The 25,759-nt window shown below is 62.7% G+C and carries 24 protein-coding genes and 5 pseudogenes; 12 read left to right on the forward strand and 17 right to left on the reverse strand.

From position 1 onward, the window contains the following. Positions 1-147 precede the first annotated feature (147 nt). The 3 genes and pseudogenes from NHF48_RS00190 to NHF48_RS00200 all read left to right on the forward strand — a co-directional run bounded on the left by NHF48_RS00190 (position 148) and on the right by NHF48_RS00200 (position 5,238). Entirely contained in the window at positions 148-1,689 is a 1,542-nt protein-coding gene (locus NHF48_RS00190; RefSeq protein ID WP_263816536.1) for a Y-family DNA polymerase, read from the forward strand. Next, positions 1,686-4,951, forward strand: a pseudogene (locus NHF48_RS00195) (error-prone DNA polymerase). The gene NHF48_RS00190 and the pseudogene NHF48_RS00195 overlap by 4 nt, the downstream one beginning before the upstream one ends. Continuing rightward, a complete protein-coding gene (locus NHF48_RS00200; protein ID WP_056056312.1) occupies positions 4,951-5,238 on the forward strand; it encodes a hypothetical protein in 288 nt (95 codons plus the stop codon). The pseudogene NHF48_RS00195 and the gene NHF48_RS00200 overlap by 1 nt, the downstream one beginning before the upstream one ends. A gap of 8 nt (positions 5,239-5,246) precedes the next feature. On the opposite strand, the gene NHF48_RS00205 is transcribed toward NHF48_RS00200, so the two are convergent. The 3 genes from NHF48_RS00205 to NHF48_RS00215 form a co-directional block, all read right to left on the reverse strand. Next, positions 5,247-5,534 carry a hypothetical protein gene (locus NHF48_RS00205; protein ID WP_263816538.1) on the reverse strand — a complete coding sequence of 96 codons (288 nt, stop codon included), beginning with the start codon at positions 5,532-5,534 and terminating at the stop codon, positions 5,247-5,249. A 180-nt stretch (positions 5,535-5,714) separates the two neighbouring features. After that, complete coding sequence (locus tag NHF48_RS00210; RefSeq protein WP_253069863.1) at positions 5,715-6,134, reverse strand: tetratricopeptide repeat protein; 420 nt, start codon at positions 6,132-6,134, stop codon at positions 5,715-5,717. Next, on the reverse strand, positions 6,104-6,526 hold the full coding sequence (locus tag NHF48_RS00215) for a transglutaminase-like domain-containing protein (RefSeq protein ID WP_263816540.1): 423 nt from the start codon (positions 6,524-6,526) through the stop codon (positions 6,104-6,106). The genes NHF48_RS00210 and NHF48_RS00215 overlap by 31 nt, the downstream gene beginning before the upstream one ends. Before the next feature lie 76 nt (positions 6,527-6,602). On the opposite strand from NHF48_RS00215, the gene NHF48_RS00220 reads away from it, so the two are divergent. The 8 genes and pseudogenes from NHF48_RS00220 (at position 6,603) to xth (ending at position 12,968) form a co-directional block, all read left to right on the forward strand. Next, positions 6,603-6,743 (forward strand): hypothetical protein, encoded by a 141-nt coding sequence (locus NHF48_RS00220; RefSeq protein WP_342454528.1) that lies wholly within the window; start codon positions 6,603-6,605, stop codon positions 6,741-6,743. A gap of 136 nt (positions 6,744-6,879) precedes the next feature. Further along, positions 6,880-7,371 (forward strand): nucleoside deaminase, encoded by a 492-nt coding sequence (locus NHF48_RS00225; protein WP_253069865.1) that lies wholly within the window; start codon positions 6,880-6,882, stop codon positions 7,369-7,371. A gap of 107 nt (positions 7,372-7,478) precedes the next feature. Next, on the forward strand, positions 7,479-7,994 hold the full coding sequence (locus NHF48_RS00230) for a YciE/YciF ferroxidase family protein (protein ID WP_253069866.1): 516 nt from the start codon (positions 7,479-7,481) through the stop codon (positions 7,992-7,994). A 64-nt stretch (positions 7,995-8,058) separates the two neighbouring features. Continuing rightward, on the forward strand, positions 8,059-8,325 hold the full coding sequence (locus NHF48_RS00235; RefSeq protein ID WP_107955982.1) for a hypothetical protein: 267 nt from the start codon (positions 8,059-8,061) through the stop codon (positions 8,323-8,325). Between the two features lie 340 nt (positions 8,326-8,665). Then, positions 8,666-9,109 (forward strand): ATP-dependent DNA ligase, encoded by a 444-nt coding sequence (locus NHF48_RS00240; protein ID WP_263816543.1) that lies wholly within the window; start codon positions 8,666-8,668, stop codon positions 9,107-9,109. Continuing rightward, positions 9,066-9,656 carry an ATP dependent DNA ligase gene (locus NHF48_RS00245; RefSeq protein WP_263816544.1) on the forward strand — a complete coding sequence of 197 codons (591 nt, stop codon included), beginning with the start codon at positions 9,066-9,068 and terminating at the stop codon, positions 9,654-9,656. Before NHF48_RS00240 ends, NHF48_RS00245 begins: the two co-directional genes overlap by 44 nt. Continuing rightward, positions 9,653-12,145: pseudogene (gene ligD, locus NHF48_RS00250) on the forward strand (DNA ligase D). Before NHF48_RS00245 ends, ligD begins: the two are co-directional and overlap by 4 nt. 25 nt (positions 12,146-12,170) lie before the next feature. Then, positions 12,171-12,968: pseudogene (gene xth / locus NHF48_RS00255) on the forward strand (exodeoxyribonuclease III). Between the two features lie 191 nt (positions 12,969-13,159). On the opposite strand, the gene NHF48_RS00260 reads toward xth, so the two are convergent. Further along, on the reverse strand, positions 13,160-13,360 hold the full coding sequence (locus NHF48_RS00260; RefSeq protein ID WP_253069867.1) for a DUF3606 domain-containing protein: 201 nt from the start codon (positions 13,358-13,360) through the stop codon (positions 13,160-13,162). A gap of 238 nt (positions 13,361-13,598) precedes the next feature. After that, positions 13,599-13,946 (reverse strand): hypothetical protein, encoded by a 348-nt coding sequence (locus NHF48_RS00265; RefSeq protein WP_263816545.1) that lies wholly within the window; start codon positions 13,944-13,946, stop codon positions 13,599-13,601. A gap of 31 nt (positions 13,947-13,977) precedes the next feature. Here NHF48_RS00265 and NHF48_RS00270 point away from each other — a divergent pair, with 31 nt between their 5' ends. Next, positions 13,978-14,211 (forward strand): hypothetical protein, encoded by a 234-nt coding sequence (locus NHF48_RS00270; RefSeq protein WP_253069869.1) that lies wholly within the window; start codon positions 13,978-13,980, stop codon positions 14,209-14,211. 2 nt (positions 14,212-14,213) lie between these two features. Here the strand turns inward: NHF48_RS00270 and NHF48_RS00275 are convergent, their stop codons facing one another. The 12 genes and pseudogenes from NHF48_RS00275 to NHF48_RS00330 all read right to left on the reverse strand — a co-directional run bounded on the left by NHF48_RS00275 (position 14,214) and on the right by NHF48_RS00330 (position 25,755). Beyond that, positions 14,214-16,985: a conjugal transfer protein TraG N-terminal domain-containing protein gene (locus NHF48_RS00275; protein WP_253069870.1), complete on the reverse strand. Its 2,772-nt coding sequence runs from the start codon at positions 16,983-16,985 to the stop codon at positions 14,214-14,216. Between the two features lie 15 nt (positions 16,986-17,000). After that, positions 17,001-18,396 (reverse strand): annotated as a pseudogene (locus NHF48_RS00280) (conjugal transfer protein TraH). A gap of 69 nt (positions 18,397-18,465) precedes the next feature. Continuing rightward, a complete protein-coding gene (locus NHF48_RS00285) occupies positions 18,466-19,392 on the reverse strand; it encodes a conjugal transfer protein TraF (protein ID WP_253069871.1) in 927 nt (308 codons plus the stop codon). Further along, positions 19,373-19,717: a hypothetical protein gene (locus NHF48_RS00290; RefSeq protein WP_253069872.1), complete on the reverse strand. Its 345-nt coding sequence runs from the start codon at positions 19,715-19,717 to the stop codon at positions 19,373-19,375. Before NHF48_RS00290 ends, NHF48_RS00285 begins: the two co-directional genes overlap by 20 nt. A gap of 39 nt (positions 19,718-19,756) precedes the next feature. Then, complete coding sequence (locus tag NHF48_RS00295; RefSeq protein ID WP_253069873.1) at positions 19,757-21,550, reverse strand: conjugal transfer protein TraN; 1,794 nt, start codon at positions 21,548-21,550, stop codon at positions 19,757-19,759. After that, positions 21,551-22,291 (reverse strand): type-F conjugative transfer system pilin assembly protein TrbC, encoded by a 741-nt coding sequence (gene trbC / locus NHF48_RS00300; protein WP_253069874.1) that lies wholly within the window; start codon positions 22,289-22,291, stop codon positions 21,551-21,553. A gap of 12 nt (positions 22,292-22,303) precedes the next feature. Continuing rightward, positions 22,304-23,321, reverse strand: a pseudogene (gene traU, locus NHF48_RS00305) (conjugal transfer pilus assembly protein TraU). Beyond that, a complete protein-coding gene (locus tag NHF48_RS00310) occupies positions 23,318-23,596 on the reverse strand; it encodes a hypothetical protein (RefSeq protein WP_253069875.1) in 279 nt (92 codons plus the stop codon). The pseudogene traU and the gene NHF48_RS00310 overlap by 4 nt, the downstream one beginning before the upstream one ends. Continuing rightward, entirely contained in the window at positions 23,596-24,234 is a 639-nt protein-coding gene (gene traW / locus NHF48_RS00315; protein ID WP_446741089.1) for a type-F conjugative transfer system protein TraW, read from the reverse strand. Before traW ends, NHF48_RS00310 begins: the two co-directional genes overlap by 1 nt. After that, entirely contained in the window at positions 24,231-24,773 is a 543-nt protein-coding gene (locus NHF48_RS00320; RefSeq protein WP_446741090.1) for a S26 family signal peptidase, read from the reverse strand. Before NHF48_RS00320 ends, traW begins: the two co-directional genes overlap by 4 nt. 44 nt (positions 24,774-24,817) lie before the next feature. Then, complete coding sequence (locus tag NHF48_RS00325; RefSeq protein WP_253069876.1) at positions 24,818-25,417, reverse strand: TrbI F-type domain-containing protein; 600 nt, start codon at positions 25,415-25,417, stop codon at positions 24,818-24,820. Further along, positions 25,414-25,755, reverse strand: a complete 342-nt coding sequence (locus NHF48_RS00330) for a hypothetical protein (protein ID WP_253069877.1) — start codon at positions 25,753-25,755, stop codon at positions 25,414-25,416. The genes NHF48_RS00325 and NHF48_RS00330 overlap by 4 nt, the downstream gene beginning before the upstream one ends. Positions 25,756-25,759 lie beyond the last annotated feature (4 nt).

A 25,759-nucleotide genomic window follows, 5' to 3' on the forward strand; every position in this document is an offset into this window, starting at 1 on the left:
CTTCCCGTCGACGACGATCCCGGTGCGTGTTCGGTACCGCGGAGCGGCGGGTGGCGGCCGGGTGCGCGGTGGGCTCGTGCCGACATGCCAACCAGGCAGGATGTGGAAGGTGAGATCGCAGCGCTGCCCGCGCACACGAAACCACCCATGCGTGAACTTGGCCGACGATCGGAGGCGGCGAACCATCCGTTTCATGGGTTTGCGCAAGCCGACAGTCACGACAGGGTCGCGGCGACCGTTGCCGCGTTTCACCAGGCGCCGCTCGCCTTAGTGGGCAAGGTTGGCCGGCGCGAAGAGGTGGTGGCCGCCTGTGACGGCGCAGCAGCATTGGGGATCACTATCGGCATGGCCGCGACCCATGCGCGTGCGCTGGTGTCCGATCTCGACATCCGACCGTCCGAAACCGAAGCGGACGCCGCGTTACTGGACCAGCTCGCGTTGCGCGCGGTGCGCCGCTGGTCGCCGATCGCCGCAGCCACACCGCCCGACGGGCTGTGGCTCGACCTGACCGGCTGCGCGCATCTCCATGGCGGCGAAGAACGGTTCTGCCGGCGTCTGCGCGCGTTTTGCCAGCGTGCCGGGTTCACCGCGCGCGTGGCGGTGGCAGACACACCGGGCGCGGCACACGCTATTGCCCGGTTCGGGCCTGCCGACATCGCGATCGTGCCCACAGGGCGGACGGTCGAAGCGCTCAGCGGCCTACCGGTCGCGGCCTTGCGCCTAGCAGGCACCGCGCTCGTTGCCGCCCGCAAGTTCGGCTTCGAACGCGTCGCCGATCTTCTACCGGTCGCGCGCGGGCCTTTGGCACGCCGGCTCGGGCTGGCCGCCATCACGCGGCTCGATCAGGCCCTCGGCGCGGTCGCCGAACCCATCACACCACGTACCGACGAGGTCATGCCGATCGTCGAACGCCGGCTGCTCGAACCGATCGTCACCGCAGACGCGATCGCGCAGGTCATGGAGGATCTGCTCGGCGACATGGCCGAACTGCTCCGCGCGAAAGGGCTTGGCGTACGATCGCTGCGGCTCGGTGGCTTACGCGTCGATGGCACCGAGCAGATCGTGGCCGTCGGCACCTCACGCCCGACGCGCGAAGTCTCGCACCTGTTGCGGCTCATGAAGCTCAGGATCGAGCGGATCGATCCTGGCTTGGGCCTCGAGCAATTTTATCTGGCGGCGCCGCACACCGAGCCACTCGACGCGGTCGACCTCGGTGCGGTTCTCGCCGGTGAGGTACTCGTGCGTGACCCGGCCCGTCTCGTCGACGTCGTTGCCGGCCGCATCGGCGCTGACGCCGTATTCCGGATTGCCCCTGTTGAAAGCCACGTGCCCGAGCGCGCCGTCATGCGCGCCGACCCGGTGGTAGCGCCCGCGGGCTGGCCGAAATGGCGCCGACCGACGCGCCTGCTGGCGAGGCCCGAACCGCTATGGGGCGTCATAGCGCTGATGCCCGATCAGCCGCCCCGGCGGTTCGAATGGCGCGGCCGGCCGCACAAGGTGGTTGCCGGCGACGGCCCCGAGCGGATCCACGGCGAGTGGTGGCGTCGCGACGCGGAAGTATGGGCGGTGCGCGACTATTACCGCGTCGAAGACGAGACGGGCGGTCGCTACTGGGTGTTCCGGCGTGGCGACGGGTTCGTCGAGGACACCGGCGATCTCAGCTGGTGGATGCACGGCGTGTTCGCATGACCGACTATGTCGAACTTCAGGTCCTCACGCACTTCTCGCTGCTACGCGGCGCCTCGAGCCCCGAGGAGCTGTTCGCGGCTGCAGCGCTGCTCGGTTATCCGTCGATCGGGGTCAGCGACATCGGCACGGTCGCGGGTGTGGTGCGCGCATGGGAAGCGCAGAAGGCGACGGGCGTTCGCTCGATCGCCGGCACACGCGTCAATCTATCCTGTGGCCGGCAGTTGCTGCTCTACCCGACCAACCGCCCCGCCTGGTCGCGCCTGACGCGCCTGCTGACAGTGGGTAAGAAGCGGGCGGGGAAGGGGGGGGATGCCTCCTCCACTGGCATGACCTCGAACCCTGGTCGGAGGGCATGATCGCCATCCTGCTGCCGGTTGAGCCGGACGAGGATAATCTGGCAGCGCTCGCCGACCTGAAGACACTCTATGGCCGTCGCGGGTACATGGCGCTCTTCCAGCGGCGCCGGCCGGACGATGCCGTGCGGATCGACGCGCTGGCACGGCAGGCAGGCGGCGCTGGCGTTCGCGCGGTGGTGACGGGTGATGTCCTCTATCACGCGCCCGAAGCACGGTTGCTGCAGGACGTGGTGACGGCCGTGCGCGAGAAATGCACCGTCGACGAACTCGGCTACCGGCGCGAGGTCAATGCCGACCGTGCGCTCAAATCCCCCGACGAAATGGTCCGGCGGTTCAAGGCGTATCCCGATGCGCTACGCGCGAGCGTCGACATCGCGCGTCTGTGCACCTTCGATCTGGGTGAACTGGCCTATCAGTACCCGCATGAGCGGCTGATCGACGGGCTGACCGCGCAGGAGGCGCTGCAGAAGCTGGCGGAAGACGCGGTCGACGCGATGTTCAACGGTCGGGTGCCGGCTGCCTATACCGAGCAGATTGCCCACGAGATGCGGCTGATTGGTGAGCTCGGCTATGCGCCGTATTTCCTGACCGTCTACGCGATCGTCCGCGAAGCCCGCCGGCGCGGGATCCTGTGCCAGGGCCGTGGCTCGGCCGCCAACAGCTGCGTCTGCTTCGTGCTCGGCGTCACCTCGATCGACCCGATCAAGCACGAGCTGCTGTTCGAACGGTTCGTCAGCGGCGAGCGCCGCGAGCCGCCCGACATCGACGTCGACTTCGAGCATGAGCGCCGTGAAGAGATCATCCAGTGGATCTATGAAACCTATGGCCGCAACCACTCGGCGTTGACCGCGGTCGTCACGCGCTACCGCGCGCGCGGCGCCGTGCGCGATGTCGGCAAGGCGCTCGGCCTGCCCGAAGATCTGACCTCCTCGCTCGCCGGGCAGGTTTGGGGCTGGTCGGCAGACGGCGTTGGTGAAAAGCAGGTCAACGAATTGAATCTCGACATCGGCGATCGTCGCCTGCGCCTCACGCTCGAGCTCGCCCGCAAGCTGATTGGCGTGCCCCGCCACATGTCGCAGCATCCAGGCGGCTTCGTCCTCACCCATGACCGTCTCGACGATCTGGTCCCGATCGAACCGGCCGCGATGGAAGATCGCCAGATCATCGAATGGGACAAGGACGACATCGATGCGCTGAAGTTCATGAAGGTCGACGTGCTGGGTCTCGGCATGCTTGGCTGCATGAACCGCGCCTTCAACATGCTTGAGGCGGACAAGGGGCTGCGCGTCGGCCTTGCTGACCTGCAGGACGACGATCCGGACGTCTATGCGATGATCTCGAAGGCCGATACGCTCGGCACCTTCCAGATCGAGAGCCGCGCGCAGATGTCGATGCTGCCGCGCATGAAGCCGCGGCGCTTCTACGACCTCGTCATCCAGGTCGCGATCGTACGACCGGGACCGATCCAGGGCGACATGGTCCATCCGTATCTGCGTCGGCGTGAAGGGCTGGAGAAACCAGAATACCCACGGCCAGAGCTGCGTGCCGTGCTGGAAAAGACACTTGGCGTGCCGCTGTTCCAGGAACAGGCCATGAAGGTCGCGATCGTCGGCGCCGGGTTCACGCCGGCCGAAGCCGACCAGCTGCGCCGCGCCATGGCGACGTTCAAGTTCACAGGCGGCGTGAGCCACTTCAGCGAAAAGCTGATCGGGGGCATGGTCGAGCGCGGTTATCCGCGTGAATTTGCCGAACGCACCTTCCGTCAGCTCGAGGGGTTCGGGTCTTACGGCTTCCCCGAGAGCCACGCGGCCTCGTTCGCCAAGATCTCCTACGCATCATCGTGGATGAAGCATCACCACCCGGACGTGTTCTGCGCGAGCCTCATGAACGCGCAGCCGATGGGCTTCTACGCGCCCGCCCAGATCGTGCGCGATGCGCGCGAGCACGGTGTCGTGGTTCGCCCCCCTTGCGTCAACGCCAGCCGCTGGGATTGCACGTTGGAGCCCTATGGCGGCCGTCACCTCGCCGTACGATTGGGGCTCCGCCAGATCCGCGGCCTATCCAACGCGGATGGCGCCAAGATCGTCGCCGCGCGCGAGCTGACCGCGTTCGAGAGCGTGGAAGACGTATGGCGGCGATCGGGCGTCCAGCGCGCCGCGATCGAGAAGCTCGCGGACGGCGACGCCTTCCATAGCTTTGGTGCCGATCGTCGGCAGGGCTTGTGGAAGGTGAGGGGGCTCGGCGAAGCGCCGTTGCCGCTGTTCGCCGCGGCCGACCGCGCCGACCATGCCGTCAGCGCGGAAGGTATCGAGCCTGATGTCGAACTGCGGCCGCTGACCGACGGTCGTGAGGTGATTGAGGACTACCGCGCGCTGCAGCTCTCATTGCGCGCGCATCCGCTGACCTTCGTCCGTGACGAGCTGGCCAGGCGTGGCGTGACCAAATGCGCGGACCTGGCCACCGTTCGCGACGGACGGCATGTCGAAGTCGCCGGCATCATCCTCGTTCGCCAGAAGCCGGGGTCTGCCAAGGGCGTGCTGTTCATCACGATCGAAGACGAGACGGGGATCGCCAACGGCATCCTGTGGCCCGACCGGTTCGAGCGGCAGCGCCGCGCCGTCATGTCCGCGTCGATGATCGGCATGAAGGGAAGGGTGCAAAAGGAGGGCGAGGTTATCCACGTCATCTGCGACCGGATCATCGACCACGGTGACCTGCTGCACCGGGTCGGCGAGATGTCGTTCCCGCACCGGACCGGTCGCGGCGATGGCGCGAAACATGCCGGCTCCCCCGACCGCGGGGACGAGGGCTGGAGCCCTGCCCCTCGCAATTCCTACTGGCCGCCCCATGCGGACGGCATGGATCCGGAAGCCGTCGTGAAGTTCAAATCTCACGACTTCCACTAATGGCCAAACTCGTCCGTCATCAGCGCGTTGTCATCGCGCTGTCGGTGCATATCTTGCGGGGCGGCGTTGCGCGCTGCTCGGACGCGCGCGTCGATGTCGTCGAAATCCGGTTGGCGCTGCGCTGCCTGCTGCCGCACTGCCCGGAACGCTGGCCACTCGAACTCTACTGGGATGCCGCAGCCCAAGAGAACGAGATCGGCAGGGCACAGGGCGTGACCGCGGCGTTCAACGGGATTGTCCGGCAACTGAGGCGCGCTGGCTGTTATGAAGAGGTAACCGAACCGTGAGTATGCGACTACCGCGAGCAGCCATTGCCCGCGTTCCCGAAGGCACGCGGATCGTCAGCGTTGAGCGAATGTCGCGGGCTTTTACCAAATACCATCTGGATGACGGACGCGCACTGCACCGGTTCAAGATGGAAGAGCCGCATGCGACCCCGCATGATCACCCCTGGAGCTTCGACACCGAGATCCTTGATGGCGGCTATGTCGAAGAGGTGTTCCACCTGGATCCAAACGGCGGTTGGCACAGCGAACTGGTTCACCGACTCCCTGGCGAAACCTACCATGTCGACGCTGCGCACATTCACCGCGTCGTGGAGCTGCCGACGGGTGAGTGCTGGACGCTCGTCCGCGCAGGTCCCCACACACGCGAGACCCGGTTCTGGCGTTTCGGAGACGCGGTTCAGTCCCGGGCCTGGCATGAGCGCCGATGGACGCGCTTAAGATAAGGCATCACGGCAAGGGTCGATCCACCGCAATATTCATGACGGCGTTGGCCGGGGAAGGGTATCGAGCGCTGCCGATACCTGCAGGCGCAGATCGTCGTCCCGGGTGATCTCCAGCATCGCACTGAGGCTGCTGCGCGCGCCGGCCACATCACCTGCGACCAGTTGAAGTCTGGCGCGCTCCCACCAACCATGGGCATGCGTGGGTGCCACGATCGTCATACGGTCGTACAGGACCAGCGCGCGTGCGGGATCCCCGGCCTGCTCGGCACGGGTCGCCTGGTTGAGCAGCAGGCGGACGAGCGCGGATCGGTTCGACAGGGGAAGCATCCCGTCGGAAAACCGGGCCTGGCCCGTCATCTGCTCCAACAAGGCTTCCACCTGTTCAGGGGCGACGATGCGACCATCGTTGAAGGGATCGATGATCAGCGCATCCGACGCGTCGCCAAGGCGCACCAGGACGTGACCGGGGGGTATTGAGCGGCATTGCCGACCATCCGAGACGTCGTGCCATCGCCACATAGAGGGATCGAAAGACTGATCGGCAGACCGAGTCTGCGATCGACGACCGCGATCAGGTCCGCATTCTGGGGATCGTCATAGTGTGTGCGGTCGCCGGAAAACCCGAACTCCTCAACCATAACGCTGCTCAGGGCCTGAGCCTGAGCAGCGCTGCTCACTGCATCGCCGTCAGCAGCGCGCAGGGCTATTTCCATGTCCGTGAGCTCGTCGAGATATTCATCACGATCAATACCGGGATGATCGAGCGCTGCGAGTTCCAGGGCGGCCAGATCAAGCTCGATTTCGCCGTCTTCCATCAGCCCGAGATGAAGAATGCTATTGGTCATGAGCCGTTAGATGGGGGCTGCTTCGATCGTTTCTATGGCAACGTTCGGGTAAGCGGCCCGGCGTACCCCGCGTCACGTGCGATCCCACCATGCTGGTGCGCCGATCCACCCGAAAGTCATCATCACGATTCTGGATCCGGCAGACGTCGATACCTGGCTGCGCGGATCCTATGACGATATCGTCCGCCTGCACAAACCCTATGACCCTGCAAGATGACCGTCTGAGAGCCTGTCTTCGCAACCCGCAGCAAGGAACGGTAGCGTTCGGCCATCCTCCGCAAGCAAACACGACTGCGCCGAACGATCCATTGTGTCCGCTACGCGTTGTGCGACCGTAACAGGGAGCCGAAACGATGACGCAGGATGACGAACGCTGGATGCGCGAAGCAATTGCGATCGCCCGATCGAAGGGCTCCGATCCCTCGACGTCGCCGCTGGGGTGTGTGATCGTGCTCGATGGCAGGGTTATCGCGGGCGAGCGCAACCAGACGAAGGAATTGCCGGACGCGACAGCGCATGCGGAGATGATGGCAATCCGACGGGCGTGTGAAAGCACGGGGGAATTGGAACTGCGCGGTGCGACGCTCTACTCCACGCTGCAGCCCTGCGGCATGTGCACGATGGCGTCGATCTGGTCGAAGGTCGGCCGCGTCGTTTACGGGGCGGGCCGCGATGATGTTCATGTGATGTATTTCGAAGCGCAGCATGTCGACACGCTCGCGTTCATCGGCGACGCCTACCGCGACGACATCGTCATCGAGGGAGGGTGCCTTCGCAACGACTGCGCCAAGCTCTATTATGGTCCCGACGCTGAGCTACCAGTCGACGAGCAGGCAAATCTATAGCCCGCTGAGGCTGCGCCAGACCGAACGAAACTTACCCTGGAGTCGGCGCGTTGCGGCGGTGCCGGAGCAGTTTGCTTCGCGGCTATCCGCTCAGCGAGGACACTATCATGGGCCTGTTATCCAAAGACATCGTGACGTTCGACGACCTGTTCCTGCATCAGCTGCAGGACGTTTATTACGCGGAAAACCAGATCACCAAGGCCTTGCCGAAGATGGTCGACAAGGCGACGGCACCAGCCCTGAAGCAAGGTTTCGAAACCCATCTGCGTGAGACGGAAGGGCAGATCACACGCCTCGAGAGCGTCTTCGACCTGCTCGGCGAGAAGGCAAAGGCAGTGACCTGTCCGGCGATCGACGGCATCATCAAGGAAGCCAACGAAGTCGCTGGCGAGATCGAGGACAAGGCCGTGCTCGACGCTGCGCTGATCGCGTCGGCACAGGCGGTCGAGCATTACGAGATTACGCGGTACGGCACGCTGATCGCCTGGGCGAACCAGCTCGGCCGCGCCGATATCGCAGCGATCCTGAAAGAGACGCTCGACGAGGAATATGCGACCGACGACAAGCTGACGGCGATGGCAACGTCGAGCGTGAACGCAAAGGCGGAAGCAGTTACCGCATAAGCGTTTCAGTGTCGGGGGCCGATGCCCCCGACCAGTTTCCAGCTTTTCATGAAAGGCACGTTCGATGGCCGACGATATCGCATTCACGCTTCCCGAAGCCTTGCGTGCGCAAAAGCACATGCGCGATGCGCTAGGCCTGGGCGAGGAACGGTTCCCGGTGCCCGCCTTCATCAACATGGTAAGCGACGAGATCGAGCAGCTGCGCGACGCTGGCAGGACCGATGGCGAAATCGCCGCGCTTGTCAAAGAATCGAGCGGTCATGCGCTCACCGAAGCGGATATAGCGCGCTACTACACGCCGGTCGAAGACCGGCACTCCAACGAGCATTGAATCCGCCCCCTACCAGGCCAGCGATTACGTCCCTTGTCAGGGGCAGGGGGCACAGGTTTGCTGTTCTGATCGGGACTACCGATCCCCGCGTCGAAGTAGCAGGAACAGATGGCGACTGGGGGGCTTTATAACTGAAAGCCGTCTGGAGTGATCTTATGTTCAAAGATGCCGTGATCAAATCGATTGAGCTTAACGGTTTTCCCAGTTCGGTTGGCGTTGCTCCGCTGCCAAGTCGGCAGGAACGACGTCGTGAGGCAGCAAAGGCAAAACGACTGGCTCCCAAACACTGTGCGTGCTGCGCCCCGGACCAGAACTGATGGTCGCAGACCGGCCTTCGCCAATGGAAGCCAAGCTCGTAAATGAGCTGCCGGTCGAACCGGGCTGGCAATATGAGCCCAAATGGGACGGTTTCAGAGCGCTGGTCTTCCGTGATCGCGAGGCCGTCGACATCCTTTCCAAATCGGGAAAACCGCTCGGTCGCTACTTTCCCGAGATAGCCGCGCTTGTCGCATCGGTCCCGCAGGAGCGTTTCGTGCTCGACGGCGAGATCATCCTACCCATCGCGGACATCCTCTCGTTCGATGCGCTTCAGGCACGGCTGCATCCGGCGCAAAGCCGGATCGATCGCTTGGCGAAAGAGACGCCTGCGCAGCTGATGCTGTTCGATTGCCTCGGCGTCGATGATGCCGACCTAATCAATGCGCCGCTCTCGGCTCGCCGGAAAGCGTTGGAGTCGTTCCATGCGCGACATGCCCGCGCTGGTCTCCCTGCTGTCGCCCTGTAGCGACGAGATCGACGACGCCGCGGCCTGGCTGGCGACGAGCGGCGGGGCGCTGGACGGCGTCGTCGCGAAACGGCTGGACGAGCCTTACCGTGGCGGGGAACGCGCCATGCTGAAGGTGAAGCAACATCGGAGCGCGGATTGCGTCGTAGGCGGCTTCAGACGGGTGAAGGAGGGTAGCGAGGTAGCATCGCTTCTGCTTGGGCTTTACGATGATAACGGCAAGCTCAACCATGTCGGCTTCACCTCAGGTATAGCCGCGGCCGACCGCGCGGCGCTTACCGCGAAGCTCGAGCCGTTAGTCGAAGCCCCGGGCTTCACGGGCAAAGCTCCAGGCGGTCCCAGTCGCTGGAACGACGGTCGTGAGAGCGAGTGGGTCCCCTTGCGGCCAAAACTCGTCGTCGAAGTCCTGTACGATCAGGTGACGGGTGATCGGTTCCGGCACGGTACGCGCATCCTGCGCTGGCGTCCCGATAAGGCACCTGAGGCGTGCACCATGGATCAGCTGGAGTATGAGCTTCGCCCTGCTGAATTGGGCATAGCGTCATGACCGGTTCCTCCTCCAGCGATGCCCTGGCGAAATACCGGGAGAAGCGGGATTTCGCCAGAACCGCCGAGCCCGAGGGCCGGATCGCCAAGGCGGGAGGCAATCGCTTCGCCGTGCAGAAGCATGCCGCGTCTCGCCTGCACTATGACTTGCGGCTCGAACTCGACGGCGTTCTCAAGAGCTGGGCCGTCACGCGTGGACCTAGCATCAATCCCGACGACAAACGTCTGGCAGTTCGTACCGAAGACCACCCCGTCGAGTACGCCACGTTCGAAGGCACGATCCCGAAGTCGGAATATGGCGGCGGGACGATGATGCTATGGGACACGGGAACGTGGGAGCCGCTCGCTGGCAAGGACCCGAGCAAGACGCTGCCTGAGGGACATCTCCACTTCTTCCTGCATGGGCATCGCCTCAAAGGCGAATGGATGCTTTTCAGGCTAAAGCCGCGCGGGAAAGAGAAGGGCGAGAACTGGATCCTGCGCAAGGTTACCGACGATGAGGTTGGCGGATCGGAGGATCTTGTCGGAACACACCTTACGGGGGTGGTCAGCGGACTGACTATGGAACAGATCGCCTCAGGCGAGCGAGGCAAGTCGAGGGCACCGGCAACGCCCACCGCAAAGCCTGCGACGAAAGCTGCAAAAGCACGAGCGACAGGCCGTAAGAAGGCAGGCTCACCCCCCGCCATTCCAACCTGTCCAGCTCGCAACGCTTGTCGATCATGTGCCCGCCGGCAACGCCTGGCTGCACGAGATGAAATATGACGGGTATCGAACGCTGGTGGCGGTCGGCGGGGGGACGGGACGGGCCTATACGCGATCCGGGTTGGACTGGACGGATAAGTTCGCGGGCATCGTCGCCGACGCCGCAGATCTGAACGCGTTGTCTGCTCTCATCGATGGTGAGGCAGTGGTCGTCGATGCCGATGGCAAGACCAACTTCCAGGCGTTGCAAGCCGCGCTCAAAGGAGACCCGGACGCGATCCTTTACTACGCGTTTGACCTGCTGGCGCTCGACGGTGAGGATCTGACCGGACTTCCGCTATCGGAGCGCAAGGCGAAGCTTGCGTCGCTGCTCGCGGGCGGCACGGACCGAATCCGCTACTCGGACCACATCGCCGGCCGCGGCGAGGAGCTGTTCGACACGTTTTGTGCCGAAGGCCTCGAGGGTGTCATCTCGAAGCGCGCGGACGCGCGCTATGTTGGCTCGCGGTCCGGCAGCTGGCTGAAGACGAAGTGTATCCAGAGACAGGAGTTTGTCATCGTCGGCTGGTTGCCGTCCGACAAGCAGCGAGGGTTCAAGTCGCTCCTCTTAGGCGTCAACGAGGACGGTCATCTCCGCTATGCCGGCAAGGTCGGAACAGGGTATACGGGCGAGGAGATCGACAAGCTGATGGATCTGATGACGCCGCTGGCCGTCACGAAGCCGACCGTCACCGCACCACGCGCAGCCGTACGCGGCGCACGCTGGATCAAGCCGCAGCTGGTGGCCGAAGTGGCGTTCATGGAAGTGACGAGCGACGGGGTATTGCGCCATTCCAGCTATCTGGGTTTGCGCCAGGACAAGAGACCCGAGGCGGTCGTCGTCGAGAAGCCTGCGCCCGTTGCCAAGCTCGAGGCACCCGAGCCCTCCGTCGTCCGAGTGACGAACCGGGAACGAGTGATCTTTCCCGAGTCCGCAATCACGAAAGGCCAGCTCGCCGACTATTACCAGGCTGTGTCCGGCATCATGCTGCCTTGGTGCGGAAGTCGCCCGATAAGCCTGGTCCGCTGTCCGCAGGGCCGAGGGAAGAAGTGCTTTTTCCAAAAGCATGACGCCGGCAGCTTCGGCGACCATGTCCACCATGTCGGGATCGCCGAGAAGGACGGACATGACGAACCCTATTTGTTCGTTGACGATGCCGAGGGTCTCGTCACCTGCGTTCAGATGGGGACGATCGAGTTCCACGGCTGGGGTGCGCGGATCGAAGACGTCGAGAAGGCCGACCGGCTGGTGTTCGATCTCGATCCCTATGAAGGCCTCGATTTCAAGGATGTCATTTCCGCGGCCCTTCATGTCCGCGACGTGCTGGCCCAGATGGGCCTTGAGACCTTCCAATGGTGACGGGCGGAAAGGGTGTCCACGTCATCGCGCCGCTGACGCCGCAGGCCGAGTGGCCGGCCGTGAAGGATTTTGCACACCGCTTGGCACTTGTCCTAGCGCAGTCCGAACCCGATCGATTTACCGCAGCCCTTGCAAAGGCCAAGCGAACCGGACGGATCTTCATCGACTATCTGCGCAATCAGCGGGGGGCGACGGCTGTCATGCCGTATAGTGCTCGTGCTCGCGAAGGCGCGCCCGTCGCCGTACCCATCACGTGGGAAGAGCTCGCTAAACTCGACCGCGCATCGGGCTGGCACATCGGCGATGCAGGCGCGCTGCTGAAGCGCGCAGCGTCAAAGGATCTCGTCGGTTGGGGACGCGCTGACCAAATTTTGCCCGACCTATGATAGTCTCTGTTCGCTTGGTGCCTCGATGAAGATCGCAACCTACAACGTGAATGGCATCAACGGTCGCCTGCCGGTGCTTCTGCGCTGGCTGGATGAGTCTCAGCCCGATGTCGTCTGCCTGCAGGAACTGAAAGCGCCGGACGAGAAGTTCCCTTTGAGCGCGGTCGAGGCGGCGGGTTATGGCGCGATCTGGCAGGGTCAGAAGAGTTGGAACGGCGTCGCCATCCTTGCCCGTGGCGCAGAGCCCGTTGAGACTCGACGGGGGTTGCCGGGCGACCCGGACGACGTGCAGAGCCGCTATCTCGAAGCGGCCGTTGGCGGCATTCTGGTCGCAGGCTTCTATCTACCCAATGGCAATCCGAGGCCGGGTCCGAAATTCGATTACAAGCTTGCCTGGATGGAGCGCTTGATCGCCCATGCGGCCACGCTGTTCGACACCGATGCGCCGGTCGTGCTGGCCGGCGACTACAATGTGATGCCGACCGAGATGGACGTCTACAAGCCGGAACGATGGATCAAGGACGCGCTGTTTGCGCCAGAAGTCCGAGCCGCGTTCTTTCGTTTGATCGATCAGGGGTTGGCTGGATGCGCTGCGGGCAAAGCATCCCGACGAAACGATCTACACGTTCTGGGACTATTTCAGGAACGCGTATGGTCGCAATGCCGGGCTAAGGCTCGATCATCTTCTCCTGAACGCCCCGCTGCCGCGCGGCTGGCGGATGCAAAGGTCGATCATCACGTCAGAGGGTGGGAGAAGACCAGCGACCATGCCCCTGTGTGGATTAAACTAAAGGCCGCCCGACGGAAGCGTTCCGCAACCTGATTGTCGGGCCGACGCACGCGATCATAACGCTGTGAATTCCAATGATGCGTCGGCTTGGGTAGCAATCCAACGCCGTTTAGACCTGCAGACCCAGGTCCCCATCCCGCCTGAACTCGAGCATCGCGCTCAGGCTATTGCAGGGCCGGTAACGTCTGTTAATTCGACGTGACGCGGCCGCAACTTGCTGGTGGTCAGGCGCTACCGCGCTGACCGTTTACCTTGCCAGCGGCAGCGTCGAGCTTCTCACGGTCGTTCCCGACTTCGGCAATCAGGTCACGCGCCTGCTGCGCACTCAATCCATGCTTCTGGGCAAAATACTCGACCTCGTAAGGTTCGCTACCCGAAACACGGCTGCGATCACGGCCGTCGGTCTTGCTCTTGTCGTCTGCCACTGCGTGTCTCCAATACGTTCTGATGCGAAAACGCTTGGCCCGCCGGGCGTTTCCTGCAGACGACGCCTAATTTCACTGCCTGAGTTGGCTTCGGCATTCAGGCTGGGTCGCCCATCAGTGCCACTAAGTGACAGCTATCGAAGCGCCGATGCGGAAGTGTATGGTGGAGCAGATCACTTAGTCAGATGAGGCGCTCTCGTTATCAAGGCGGCGCGATCATCGGTTATGGCAGTTTTGTTCAGGACCATCCTCGCGAGACCGCGACGAGCACAATCGCGAGCGACATGACGAACAGAGAAAGCCAGATCGCGATCTGGCCAAAGATATGCAGCACCAACCCCGTCCAAGAGTAACGACGGCGCAACAGGACGGCACTGCCAACGGCGACGAAGAATGCGACCGTCGTAGGCATGGTGATCGAGGGAGACCGGGATAGGGAGGCTTCCGCAAGCGGTGCCAATCCAATCGCCATAACCAGCAGCCAAGAAAACCCAAATATCAGGGCGCCAGACATGTCACCGAGTGCCGGGGGGCGGTGCTGAACAGACTGAAAAGCCTTACGCTCGTGCGTTGCCGTCGTGCTCATTTCGCTGTACCATTTGTTAGAGAGGTGCGCCGTGAAAATTGACCCGACCCAGCCCATCTACTTTGATACCGACATCAAGGCCGGAACCGGGCGTGGTTTTTGGCAGCTTAACCCGCCACCTGAGTTTGACTGGAGTGAGTCCTCGGAGGGCGACTACGCGTCTGCCGCCGAAAAGACATGGGTTGGACGGTTCGTTCAACGACTCTTCTTCGCGGTGGTCCTTGGAGTGATCGCGATCGGCGCGCTCGACATGGTGATAAGGTAATCTCATCGCTCCGGACCTGTGGGGCCGGTCGCTAGGGACAACCGTGCGTCAACATCACGCCGATGTTTCTCGCCAAGGAGTTCAGACGTTCCAGCGGTGATGAGGCCTACCTCACGATCCGTCGAAGGTTTGCCGCTCGAAACAGGATGGGGGGATGCGACCCCGCTACCTCCCGAATAGCGCCCCGCGATGCTCCCCTCGGAAGCCACACCAGGCAGTTCCATGCCTTCTAGCGCTGGATTGCTGAGGGCGCTCTGAATGTCGCGTTCGATCGCTTCCGATCGCTGATTAGCCCACTTCCCGATAGCGGCGTTGCGCATACCCTCTTGCGTCGAACTGAGGTTCGTTTCCCACAGGCCGGGCAGGACACCAGAAGGTGCGTTTGCCACCTCCTTGTCATAATACCGGGCAAGATCTTGGCTGAGATCCTGCGTAAGGTTAAACCCTGAGCTTTCGGCGAAGCTGGCGTGCTGCTCCAGCGACTGGGAAAGTTCCCGATAATGACGGGCTTGCTCGTTGTAGGACTCGATGCGGCTGAGCGATTCCTCGATAGCTTTGGTTCGGGATTCGCTTTGCGAGGACCGGGAAAACTTACCAGATTGACTAAAAGTACCGTCGTTTGTGCTAACGGTTGCACCAGTCGAATGGTCGCGATTGATGCCATTCGTCGCCGACACTGAATTATCGCGGCTACTCGATGCGCTATCGCTATCGTTGGTTGTATCCGCCCGCGTATAATTTTGATTATAGCCAACGGTCGCACCTGCCTGGACACCAAGAGCGCTGGCTGCCTTGCCAAGCAAGCCTCCTCCGCCGCCCTTGCCCCCAACTCCAAGGCCGGCAGTAACACCTCCGGTGACGGCATCTGACCAGCTAGTGCCCTTGCCGGTCTCGGACTGCTTACGCGTTCCGTTGCCGACACTCTGGCTATTCTGGACGCCGTCGCTCCCGGTGATCGTATTCCGATCACTGACCTCGGTGTTACTCCCGCTACGAACACCGGAGCTTGAGTCGAAACCAGACGAGTTCTCGCTTGACCAAGAATGGCCGTTCCTAAGCGCATTAAGGTGCGAGACCTCGCGACGGCTTGCCTGCTCGAACCCGTCAGCGACGCGCGCTGCCATCGTCGCCTGCTGGCTTTCAGTAGCAACAGAGCCTTGGCTAAGTTGCGGCTTGAACCCGATATTCGACATGGCGCGCGAGTTGTCATAGACATTCTGACCATCACCAAAGCCGTTTGTCGTAGCGCCGTTGTCGTGCCGGAAGCTAAAAGCACCAGCGCCAGTGGAAAACGCCGGCGCGTCCGACCACTGGTTGCTCTGACGCATGTTGGACGTCGAGTTCGAGAAGCTGGCATTACCATAGGAGTAATTGCCTGTGGTCTGCTCAGCGGCTGCAGCCTCCGCAGCGTTCTGCGCCGGCGATAGAACCGATGTCGCCTGGCCCGAGATGCTCATAGCACCCTTGGCTAGGCCAGCTGCAAGGAACGGCACTGACATCAACATGAAGCCCGCGATCGTCGCAGTTTCAGCGTTTACCGCACCGATACCGGCATGGGACCCCAACGACATGCCGCCATCCGCTACACCCTGAGCCGCGGCGGTCGCACGCGTCATGCAAATCATGTGGAGGATGACATAAAGCGGCCCCCACGCGGCAAGATAGAAGAACCCGGTCAGGTAGCCCTTGAGCGCGCCTACCCCGGTCTGCGGCATCAGGAATAGCGGGAAGATTACCGGAAACATCGCATAGAAGACGACGGTCAGGACGATGTTCAGGATCGGCACCCAGCTCATCGCCTGCTGCGCGATCGAGTTGTACGTGTTGCGCGCCTGGATATCGGCCCGCGTCGTCGCGAACGTGTCAATCGAGGCAGCGCCCGGACCACCGGCCATGCCGTCACGCGCCTGCATGAACGCATTGATCGCCGTGTTCTGCCGAACGATGTTTTCGTAGCCGGCGCTGGAAGCGGTGAACGCCTGATTGATGATCGGAACATCGGCCCGCAGCTTCGCGGAGGCGACGGCGGTCGAGAGCTTTGGATAGGTTTCCTTGGCCCAGAGCGAGGTCTGGGCGTCGATCATGGTATGCCAAAGGCCATCGAGCATACCGTAGGCCTGCCGGCAGCTGACGATGCTGCTGGACGTTGTCGCGCCGGAGCGCTCTACCCAAGGTTGGGACCGCGCAGCAGAGCCGGGTCCCATCGTTGCCCAAAGGTCTTTCGCGGAGGCGAGATCGGTCATCGACTTCTGGCCGAGCATGACGTCGCCGAACACACAATTCTTGAAGTGCGACGAAAGGTTGGTTGCGAACTCGGCGTCGCGGATCTGAAAATTGCGCGTCGCATCGAGCAGACGGGCACCATAGACCATGCCGTTGGACGAATAGCTAAGCTGGCTCGGCATCGTGAAAACGGTTTCGGCCGTCCGGGTTAGCCAATCACCGACTTGACTGGTGAAGCTGGCGATTACCCCCAAGCCGAGGGGTACGTTGTCGACAACGGCGGGAGCGAGTGACGGATTGATCCGGTCCGTCACCTTAACTGTTACGGTCGGGACCATAAGGCACATGTAAATGAGCGATGAGCCAAGGAACCAGTTGAGCCAGACGCGCACGTTCATTGTGAAAGCGACGGCGAGGAGCGAGTAAATCAGGCCAAGGACCATCACCACCTGCAGGAGGGAACGGTAGCCGCCTCCGCCTGTCCAAGCTGCTACCGCGTTGAACGTGTTGACGATGTATTCGCCACCGCCAATCGTGAAGACCTCAACCATGCTCCGTCACCCGTCCTAGTTGAGGCCCTGGGCACTCAGGCCCCGCGCGAAATTCAGCGATGCAGACATCGCCGGCGACATGCTGTTCTGGAGGGTGGACTCCAGCATCACCGACTTGTTGATGAGCGCGATCGTCTGATTGAGCGTGGCCTTTAGCTCGACGTTGCGTTGCGCATACCGGGTGCGTGCCTCTGCAAGCTGGTCACGCCACATCTTGCCCATTTCCGCGTCGGCGGGCTGGACCTGGACGGTCGACTGGCTGATCCGGTCGAGCATGTTCTCGATCATGGAGGACAGCAGGTTGACTGAGACGATCTCGGCAAGCGCGCTGGTCTCGCCGTCGGCAAAGTTTTGGTGCGCCATCGCCTGTACCGCGAGCATCTTGTAAAGCGGGAGCGTCGTCATGTTGAGCAACTGCTGTTCCTGAGCGTCGAGCGCCGCATCGGTACGAATCTTGCCGTTGATCGAGTCGATCATCGCCTTGATCTTGGTGCGTAAACCCGGCCCGGGCCGCAGCGTCTGTTCAGTCATGTTCAGACACTTTTCGTCGTCGTCGCAGTGCAGGATCTTGACCGGTGTGCCGGTGCCAGCGCCATCGAGAAGAGCTGTCACCACCGCATCCTCGGCAGGCCCGACGAAGCCGACGATCGCACCCTCTGCCGCCTTGGGATTGATGACGATCGTTCCAACCAGAGTCATCAGGAACTCGGAAAACTCCTTGTCGGTGCCGGCGAACTTGTTCGACTTTTTTGATCGCATCCCACGTGTAATTTCGCGGGTTACCGGGGATCTTGTCGGCCATTGCCGGATCGGTGTTGGCGTCGAGCGTGGCGTCCTGTTCTCCACCGGCACCGCAGCCCTGCCGGGAGCGCGCCCAATCGGAGAACTTGCCTTGGCTGTTACCAACCGCCGCGCAGACCGTGGATCGTGCACCAGCCATTTTCGGCCATACCGAACCGACCAACCCCTGGGCCGCTTCACACGACGAGATGTTCATCTGGTTCATCTGCTGCGCTTTGTTGGCCATGCTATCCATGACCTTGCCGATCTCGGGCGAGACGCTGTCGATCGCGAGCTGGAAGGCAAAGCCCAACGCGTTGTTGGCAGTCGCCTTCAGCATGGCAACCATTTCAGCGCCATTGATGAAGCTGAAGGAGCCGGTGAAGAGGTCGATGCCACCGCAGCCTGCCGAGACCTTGGGCATCTGCAGGTTGAACGGCTGCACGCTCTTTTGCGGAAAGCGCGTCCAGACGTTGCCCATCGAATAATAGCCAGCGGTCTGCCCCTGATAGGCGCTCGGCCCGGTCACGTTCGCGGCCCCGCCCGCATCCTGGAAGAAGCTGTTCATCTGCCCCGCGACGTCCGCACGCGCCATCCCGACGGGGATCATGCTCGCGGCACCAAGGCTCATAGCGACGGCCGCGGTCCGGCGAAGGAAGGCGCGGAAGGGAGAGGTACGAGGGGGAGGGATTGTGCGCCATCAGAAGTCACTCCCGACCTTGGCGTTGGTGAGCATGAAAATGCGTTCCATGACTTCGTCGGCCGACATGACGCCAAAGCCGATCGGCACGGTTTTCCGCGTGACGGTATCGAACAGCACCAGTGCCGGCGTTGCGAGCGGCACGCCCATGCGCTGACGCTGGCCGCTGTCGACGACGTAGTTGGGGAACTGGCGGCTTGGACCACCGTCATTCGATACCGCCATCACAGTGATGCGGTGGCTTTCGGCAACCGAGCGCAGGATCGGCGAGAAGACCTCACAGGCAGCACAGGACTGCGCGAAGAAATAGAACATCCCGTAGCGCTGGCCGAGGCGCGAGAGCACCTGGTCGCGGGTGGCGGCACGATTATCCGTCCAAGCCCGCTTGCCGACGGTCGAGACGGGCCGCTGCAGCGTGTAGTCGATATCCGGGTTCTGCCAGAGCGCACGCTGCCAGGTATCGGAGAAGGTCGACGCGCGATCGAGCTGCTCGCGCTGGTAGCGGACATAGGCGATGACGTTCGCCTCGCTTGGCTCGAGAATGGCGCGAGCTTTAAGCTCATCCAGCTGTTTGGTGATCGCCTTTAGCCGCGCCGTCGAAGACTGCTGCGGTTGCGCGGACGCCTGTGGGGTGGATTGCTTGGCCTTGGGGCGCTCGCAATAGAACCACTGGCCTAGTTTGCGCTCGCCGCAATAGAAGTCGCCGCCTTGCTGCTGCTCGCCGGCGTCAGGCGTGCCTGCAAACTCCGGCTCGACCACAGTTTTGCTGGCCTCGGCATCGTCGTCACCGATCGCATCAGCCATCGCCGCGCTCTGCAGGTCGACGGTTTGCGCGAGCGCCGGCGTGGCCAAGGGCGCCGTAGCTGCAAGCAGCATAAGAACGGTAGCGGTAAGCCGGCCGGTACGCTTAGTCTTGATCGTCGTCATCATCATGCTCCCCATCGAGCTCAATCATTGCGAGTTTGAGAACTGACATCATCGCGGCGACGTCGAGCATCCTGGTGCCCTGATCGAGCATCCGGATGATCCCACGAAGGTGGCTGCGACCGTGCTTCCGCCCCTTGATGGTCGCGCGCATTCCGGTCTCGCGGCGGACAAGCCAGCCCTTGTCGGCCATGCGCGGAAAAGCCTGCTCGACCTCGTGCGGATCGATGTCGCACTGAAACCAATGCGAGATAGTCTGCGCGACCTCACCGGCCGAGGTGCCCCGACCGGACCGATGGATGCGGAGGAAAATGGCAAGATCGAGCACCGACATGTCGATCGAACATGGCCCCCCGGACCGCTTGCATCATTTGCTCCCGTGAAGATCATAGTACCCCTGAATTTTGGTTTGAATGTCGGCCATCACGGAGACCTCACTGGGCAGCTTTGCTGCATCCATGAACTCCGCATAGACCTCGGAAAAATCCATCTGGCTCAGGTCGAGGCGCTGAAACTCCTCGATCGTGAAGCCCTTGCAGGTCTCGTCCTTGGGCTTGGCCCAAGCTTTGCCGATCTGCTGACGGCCCTGCTCCTGGAGGATGCGCGAGAGCTTGCTCCCGAAGCAGCAATACGCATCCTTCGACGTGACGCAGACGCCCAGGATCTTGTCCGAACAATAGGACCCGACGTTGTGGCAAAGACCCTTGTCGTCCTTCTCATCGAGCTGCTTTTCGGCAGAGCTACACAGCCATGGCGTCAGGAGCGGTACGCCGCTGCCCGAACAGCAATTCGACGCACCGAAGATCTTCTTGTTGCAGGTGCCCCGTTCTCCAGAAAACACGGTCAGGTTGGCTGGGTCGAACTGCTTGCCGGCGTCGCCGATCGAATGGAGTGCGACGAGCGCATCCTTGAACTCGGTTGAAGCCTCGCGCTCGATCGTCTCGCAGCTGCCATTCAGGCAATAGACGTCACCGCCACAAACATACTGCTTGTCGGAGGGCGCCTTATCGTCGGGCAGCGGGCAGCTATAGACGCGCTGCGACACCTTACAGGCCCCGCTCTGCGGATCGTCGAGACACTCGTCGCGAAGGAATTTGCACAGCTTGTTGTCGTCGAGCGATCTGCAATCGCTGGCCGGCGTGAGACGCTGACAGGTGAAGGAACGCGACCAGGCCCAGCATGCTTGCGTAACGGGAACGCCCTCAATGATGCGGGTCTCAGGGCCTTCGGTGCAGACCTCGGTCGCTTGCGGGACACACGTGGTGTCGGCAGCCAGCGCCGGGCAGGTGCCCTCGTTGCGGGCGACGGTAACGCTGAGCGTCCCTTCCTTTTTCAGGTAGAGAGTACCGGTCGCATAGTTGTGATGAGTGCCGATCTCTGCGGCCGACAATTCGGGATTGCAGGAATATAGCTGCGCCGTGCCGCTGACATTCTTCTTGCAGTATCTGCGGTAGCCTTCGACGTCGTTAGCGCCACCGCCAAGATCGATCTGCGCGTCGCAGATGTGCTTGGAGACCGGCTCTGCACGGCAAACGCCGGCATTGACCTTCGCCTGCATGACGCTGTTTTTGGCGAACCCGTAGCCCTCGTTTTTGTCGAGAACGCCGTAGTAGAACCAGCGCGCGGTGTTGATGACGGTCGGCACGAGGTTTCCGCGGCAGGCCTCGACCGTGTCCGTAACTTTCGACCCCTTGTTGCAGGTAGCCTCGTAATGGCCTTTTGAACCGACGGGAGGAGGAAGGGCCGTGCATGTACCCTCCGCGCCGCCAAGGTTCTGGCCACCCAGATACGTGTCAGGGTCTTTCTCAATCGCGGTGCCGCGCGAGGTCGCTGCCAGGATCTCGGCATTGCTGAAGGTCGCCCGCGTGCGTGCGCGATCGGTCACAGTGCCGAACGCCTCGTCGGTGCCGGCCTTCGAACCACCATCGACTACCAGCCGGTCGGGGTCGTCGAAATAGACCTTCTCCGCCAGATCGGTGCCGCCATAGCCCGGCAGTTGTGAGAGCTTGGCGTCGTTCGGCCCGAGGCTTTCGTCAGCGCGCATCGTTTTGCCGAGATCGGCGCCCTGCTTGCGTGCTTCCTCGATCGTCGTCTGCGCGACCACGCCGCTGGTGGCGCCCGCCAGGACGCTCAGTAGCAAAGAGAAAGCGATGCGCTTCACTCAGACGCCCTTGCTGAGGTTACGCAATGCGACGGATGCCACGCCGGCACCGGGGCCGTGCGCCGCGACGAAGGTGTCGAGCACGTAGCGAACCGAGACGTTGCCCGTGATCTTGTCGTGGGTCGGCACCGAAGTGGTGCAATTCACGCCCGAGCAGAGATCGAAGTCGGTCGAGACGGCGACATAGGTCGGAACCGCCTCGACGTTGAACGCGCGAAAGAGCCGGGGATCGATCCCGACATTGGACAGCTGATCCTTGTCGGTGACGACCTTGCCCAGCATGGCGCTGAAGGCCTTCATCGAATTGTTCGGGAAGCCCCGGAAGACCACCACACCGCCCGCCTTCGCCGTGTCGGCAATGAGCTGACGAAGGGCCGCTGGCGGCATCGACAGGCTCGCAAAGGCGATAAACTGCGGCGCATCGCCCTTGGTGCCGGCGACGTTCTGGCTGGCCCCCTTGATGATCTCGTCGAAGTCGAACGCACCGTCCCCGTTCACCGGTAGATCCGCTTTTGCGAGCGCGGTGAGGTTAGTGCTGCTTTTTGCCTGAATGGCGACGGCTTCCTCGCGGAAGGCATCGCCGCGGTTACGGACGTGCTCGGCGAAAATGTCGGCGTCACCCTGCATGGCGGCCGAGCGGCGCTTAATGGCCTCGAGGTCGACCCCGTCGACGGTCTGTGCGATCGCTTGAATGCCGGCGAGACCGGCAAGTGCGGCGATGACGATGGTGATGCGGCGCATGATTGTCTCTCCTCAGAGCACGCAGCAGTTGCGCTTGCGCCAGACGAGGTAGCCCATGTCCTCGCCCTTCACGGGGAAGGACCGGCCAGCCTGCGGTGGCATGGTCGAGGCCCCAAGCGGCGAGCAGGCCATCTTGCCGCTGACCATCGGGATCGGATTGACCATCTGGACGCGGTATTGCTGCTTGCGCAGCACCGGCATGGGGTACTTGTTGCACAGGCCCTTGGAGCCCATCGTGCCCCAGGCGAGGCCCTCGCGGTGGATCTTGAACGCGAAGCGGGCCAGCGCGAGACGCGACGCCTGCACATGGCCGATCGAGGCGGCGATGTTGCCGTTGACCGGGTACATCGGCCCCTGGCAGCCAGCGCACCAGAAGGTCGCATCGAGCGGCAGCTTGGCGGTTGCCGCGATGCAGTCGCCGGCGCACGCGGCCTGTGCGATCGGCGACGAGAAGAGCACGGCTTCGGGATTGATGAGGGCGGTCAGCGAGTCATCCTGCCAGAGCGGGTCGACCTCGGTCATGTAGGCAATGTCGAACGACGCCTGCTCGAAGCACAGGAAATCGGTCAGGATCTCCATCCAGTAGAGGAGCGGGTAGACGTACCAGTGCACGTGCCATTTGGACGTGTTCTGCCCGTTCCCGCCGGTCTGCGATGGTCCAGACAACTGGCCCTGGCCAATGTCGAAGCCGGGCGCGATCTTCGTGCCACCCAGATTGACGAAGCACCAAGGCTTGGTGGTGACGTCGGCAAGACGAACGGGCTCCCAGAAGCCGGCCGAAATACCGATGCGCGGCACCGGACTGCCACACGCGCAGACGGGGAGGGGACGGGTTCTCCGTGTCGGCGCGATTGCTCGGCCAGATCTTGAGGCCGCCCACCGAAAGCGGGAACAAGCACGACCAGCAGACGTCGGTGATCGGGTTCACGAATTTGCCCGAGCACTTCGATTGCGCCTCCGCGCGCGGGCTAAGTGTCGTCGAAAGCACGAACGCACCCAGCAACAGCGTCAGGAAGCGCAAGAGCTTCATGCGTGCTCGTCCGACGACTGTGCGGCGTCGAGGAACGCATTGTCGGCGCGGTTCTTCCGGAAAACGTAGAGCGCGGTATGCAACGCGGTCGTGGCCAGGATCGCCGCTACGACGAACGAGGCGGGACGGCCGAACAGGGCAACAAGCGGCGAGATTGCGATCACACCGATACCCGACAGGACGCAGAGCACCTGGAAGGTCCGGCGCATGGTGCGCAGGTCGTCAGTTTCAGGTGCAGCCATCGGCGTGCGCAGGAGGTCGAGCCACAAAGGCATCAGCTTATTCCCTTCAGCTTGATTTCGGAGAGCTTCAGGACACGGCCATTCTGCACGGCGACGGCCGGGGTGTGCCGAATGCCTAGTTTGCCGGTGAGGCGACCCTCCTGGTCGAAATAGAAGCGCCGCTTGCGGTTGGTCATTTCCTCGATCGGCGAGCCGTTCACGAGGATGATCTTGGCTTTCAGGTCGCTGTACTGTGACGTCGCCCATTCCATCTGTGCGGCGTCATCGCCGTCGACGAAAACCAGCGCCTGATGGACTGCCACGAAGTCGAGCGGGTTCACGGTCTGGCCGGCGCGAGCGATGTAGTTGCCCTTCTGGTCCTGAACGTCGCGCTCGATGACAATCGTCGGATCATAGGCCCAGCTGCGTGGCTCCGTCGCCGCGGTGATACCGGCGACGGGCTTCGGCCGACGCACGCGCGCCTCGGACCGCTTGGCGAACTCCGCATTCATGCGGTCGATCCCGCCCGTGGCTTGGAGACGCTGCAGGCGGGCCTCGATCGTCGCCAGCAGATCCGGCTCGATGATCGGAAAGACCTGGCCGACGACGCCGTGATCGCTCGCGCGTGTGGCCGAGGTCAGCGACACCGATAGCAGGGCGACGATCGCGAAGGACTCGATCGCTCGCTTCACAAGATGGGCTGCCCGACACCAACGATCTTGTTCGAGCAGGCGTAGCCGATCGCGGCATAGCGGCTGTCAAAACCGTCCTTGTGCGGGCTGCCGACATAGTAGCAGCCCTGCGGGATCACGCCTGTCGGGCCGGCCACCAGCGGCTCGCCCAGTTTGGTGACAGGCTTCATGTGGCTGACGAGCTTGCCGGCGACGAACACATCCGCGCCGCGGTGCACGACGGTGTCACCCGGCATGCCGTAGACGATCTTCCCGAACATCTGCTTCTTCGCACCAAAATGCTTGATGACGAGCGGCACGGCAGGCGGCACGAAAAAGACGTACTCGCCACGCTTGGGCATTGCCGTCTTGTGAATCACGAATGCCCAGTTCGGCAGCGATTCCGACGCGTTGATGAGCAGCCCGTGCGTGTCGCGCCACTCGGCGATCGCGTTCAGCGAGATCCCACCGGCGACGAACACGCCAAGCGCTGCCCAGAGGCGTTTGCGGGGGCGGAAGCCCTCGGCCGCTGCTGGCGCCGCAATTGCCTTACTGGCCACCGGGACCACCAAAGCTTGAGACCATGGCGCCGGCAACCGACGGATCATCCGGTGCGACGTCCTGCGCAGTGGCGGGGGGCAGACACTGCGGCAAAGGGGTTCGGCGCGGCGGGAACGGGTGCGACCTGCGCCATTTCGACAGGCGCGATCGCAGGCGCGGAAGGAACCTGACCCTGCATCATCGACCCCATCTGCGCGGGCGTCGCCGGCATCGGTGCCTTCACGCCGGAGGCATAGACGGCTCTCGCCACGTCGGCCGTGATGTCGGGCACGCTCTTGGACAGAACTGCCTCACCCACGAGAACAACCTGACCAGCCGCACCGCGACGCTGCAACTCCGTATCGAGCGATGCCATGAACGTGCGCATCTGCGCCTGGACCTGGTCGGGCGGGGTCGCGCTACGGGCCTGCGCCTGCACATACTCGCTAACGATACGGGATAGGTCTGCCTTGACGATGTGCTGCGGCTTATCAGCCATCACCAACTTGGTGACCCACATGCCCCATACCAGCGCCAGGACGAGGGCGGCAGCGATTAGCAGCTGCGCGGCGGTATAGCCGGCGAACACCGTCTTGCGTCGGACAGCAACAGCTACAGGTGAGGCAACGGGCTCAATCGTTGCGGTTTCGACGGCCCCGGTCATGCGTGACGCTCCCGGCGACCGGTATCACGCGGCAAAATTGCGTGACGGCGGAAGAACATGATGGCGCCTGAGATCACCATGTGGACCACGCCCACGATCATTTTGAACTGGTTCACTCGGGGCCCATCGGCCGCGAGGTAGCGGCTGGTCATGTTCTGGAGATGGTTCATCATGCCATCGAGCGAGAAGCTGCCGATGAGCAGGAAAAACAGGGCGAAGACGCCCCACGTCATCAGCAGCGTCGTCGCCATGAAGCCGGCGAAGTGCAGTCCGAAATAGAGGAAATAGCCGTAGTCGATTTTGCGCTCGACGTGGAGGGGCTGAAGAACGGTTGCCATGGTG

The organism is Sphingomonas sp. H160509 (assembly GCF_024124765.2).
Classification (GTDB): Bacteria; Pseudomonadota; Alphaproteobacteria; order Sphingomonadales; family Sphingomonadaceae; genus Sphingomonas.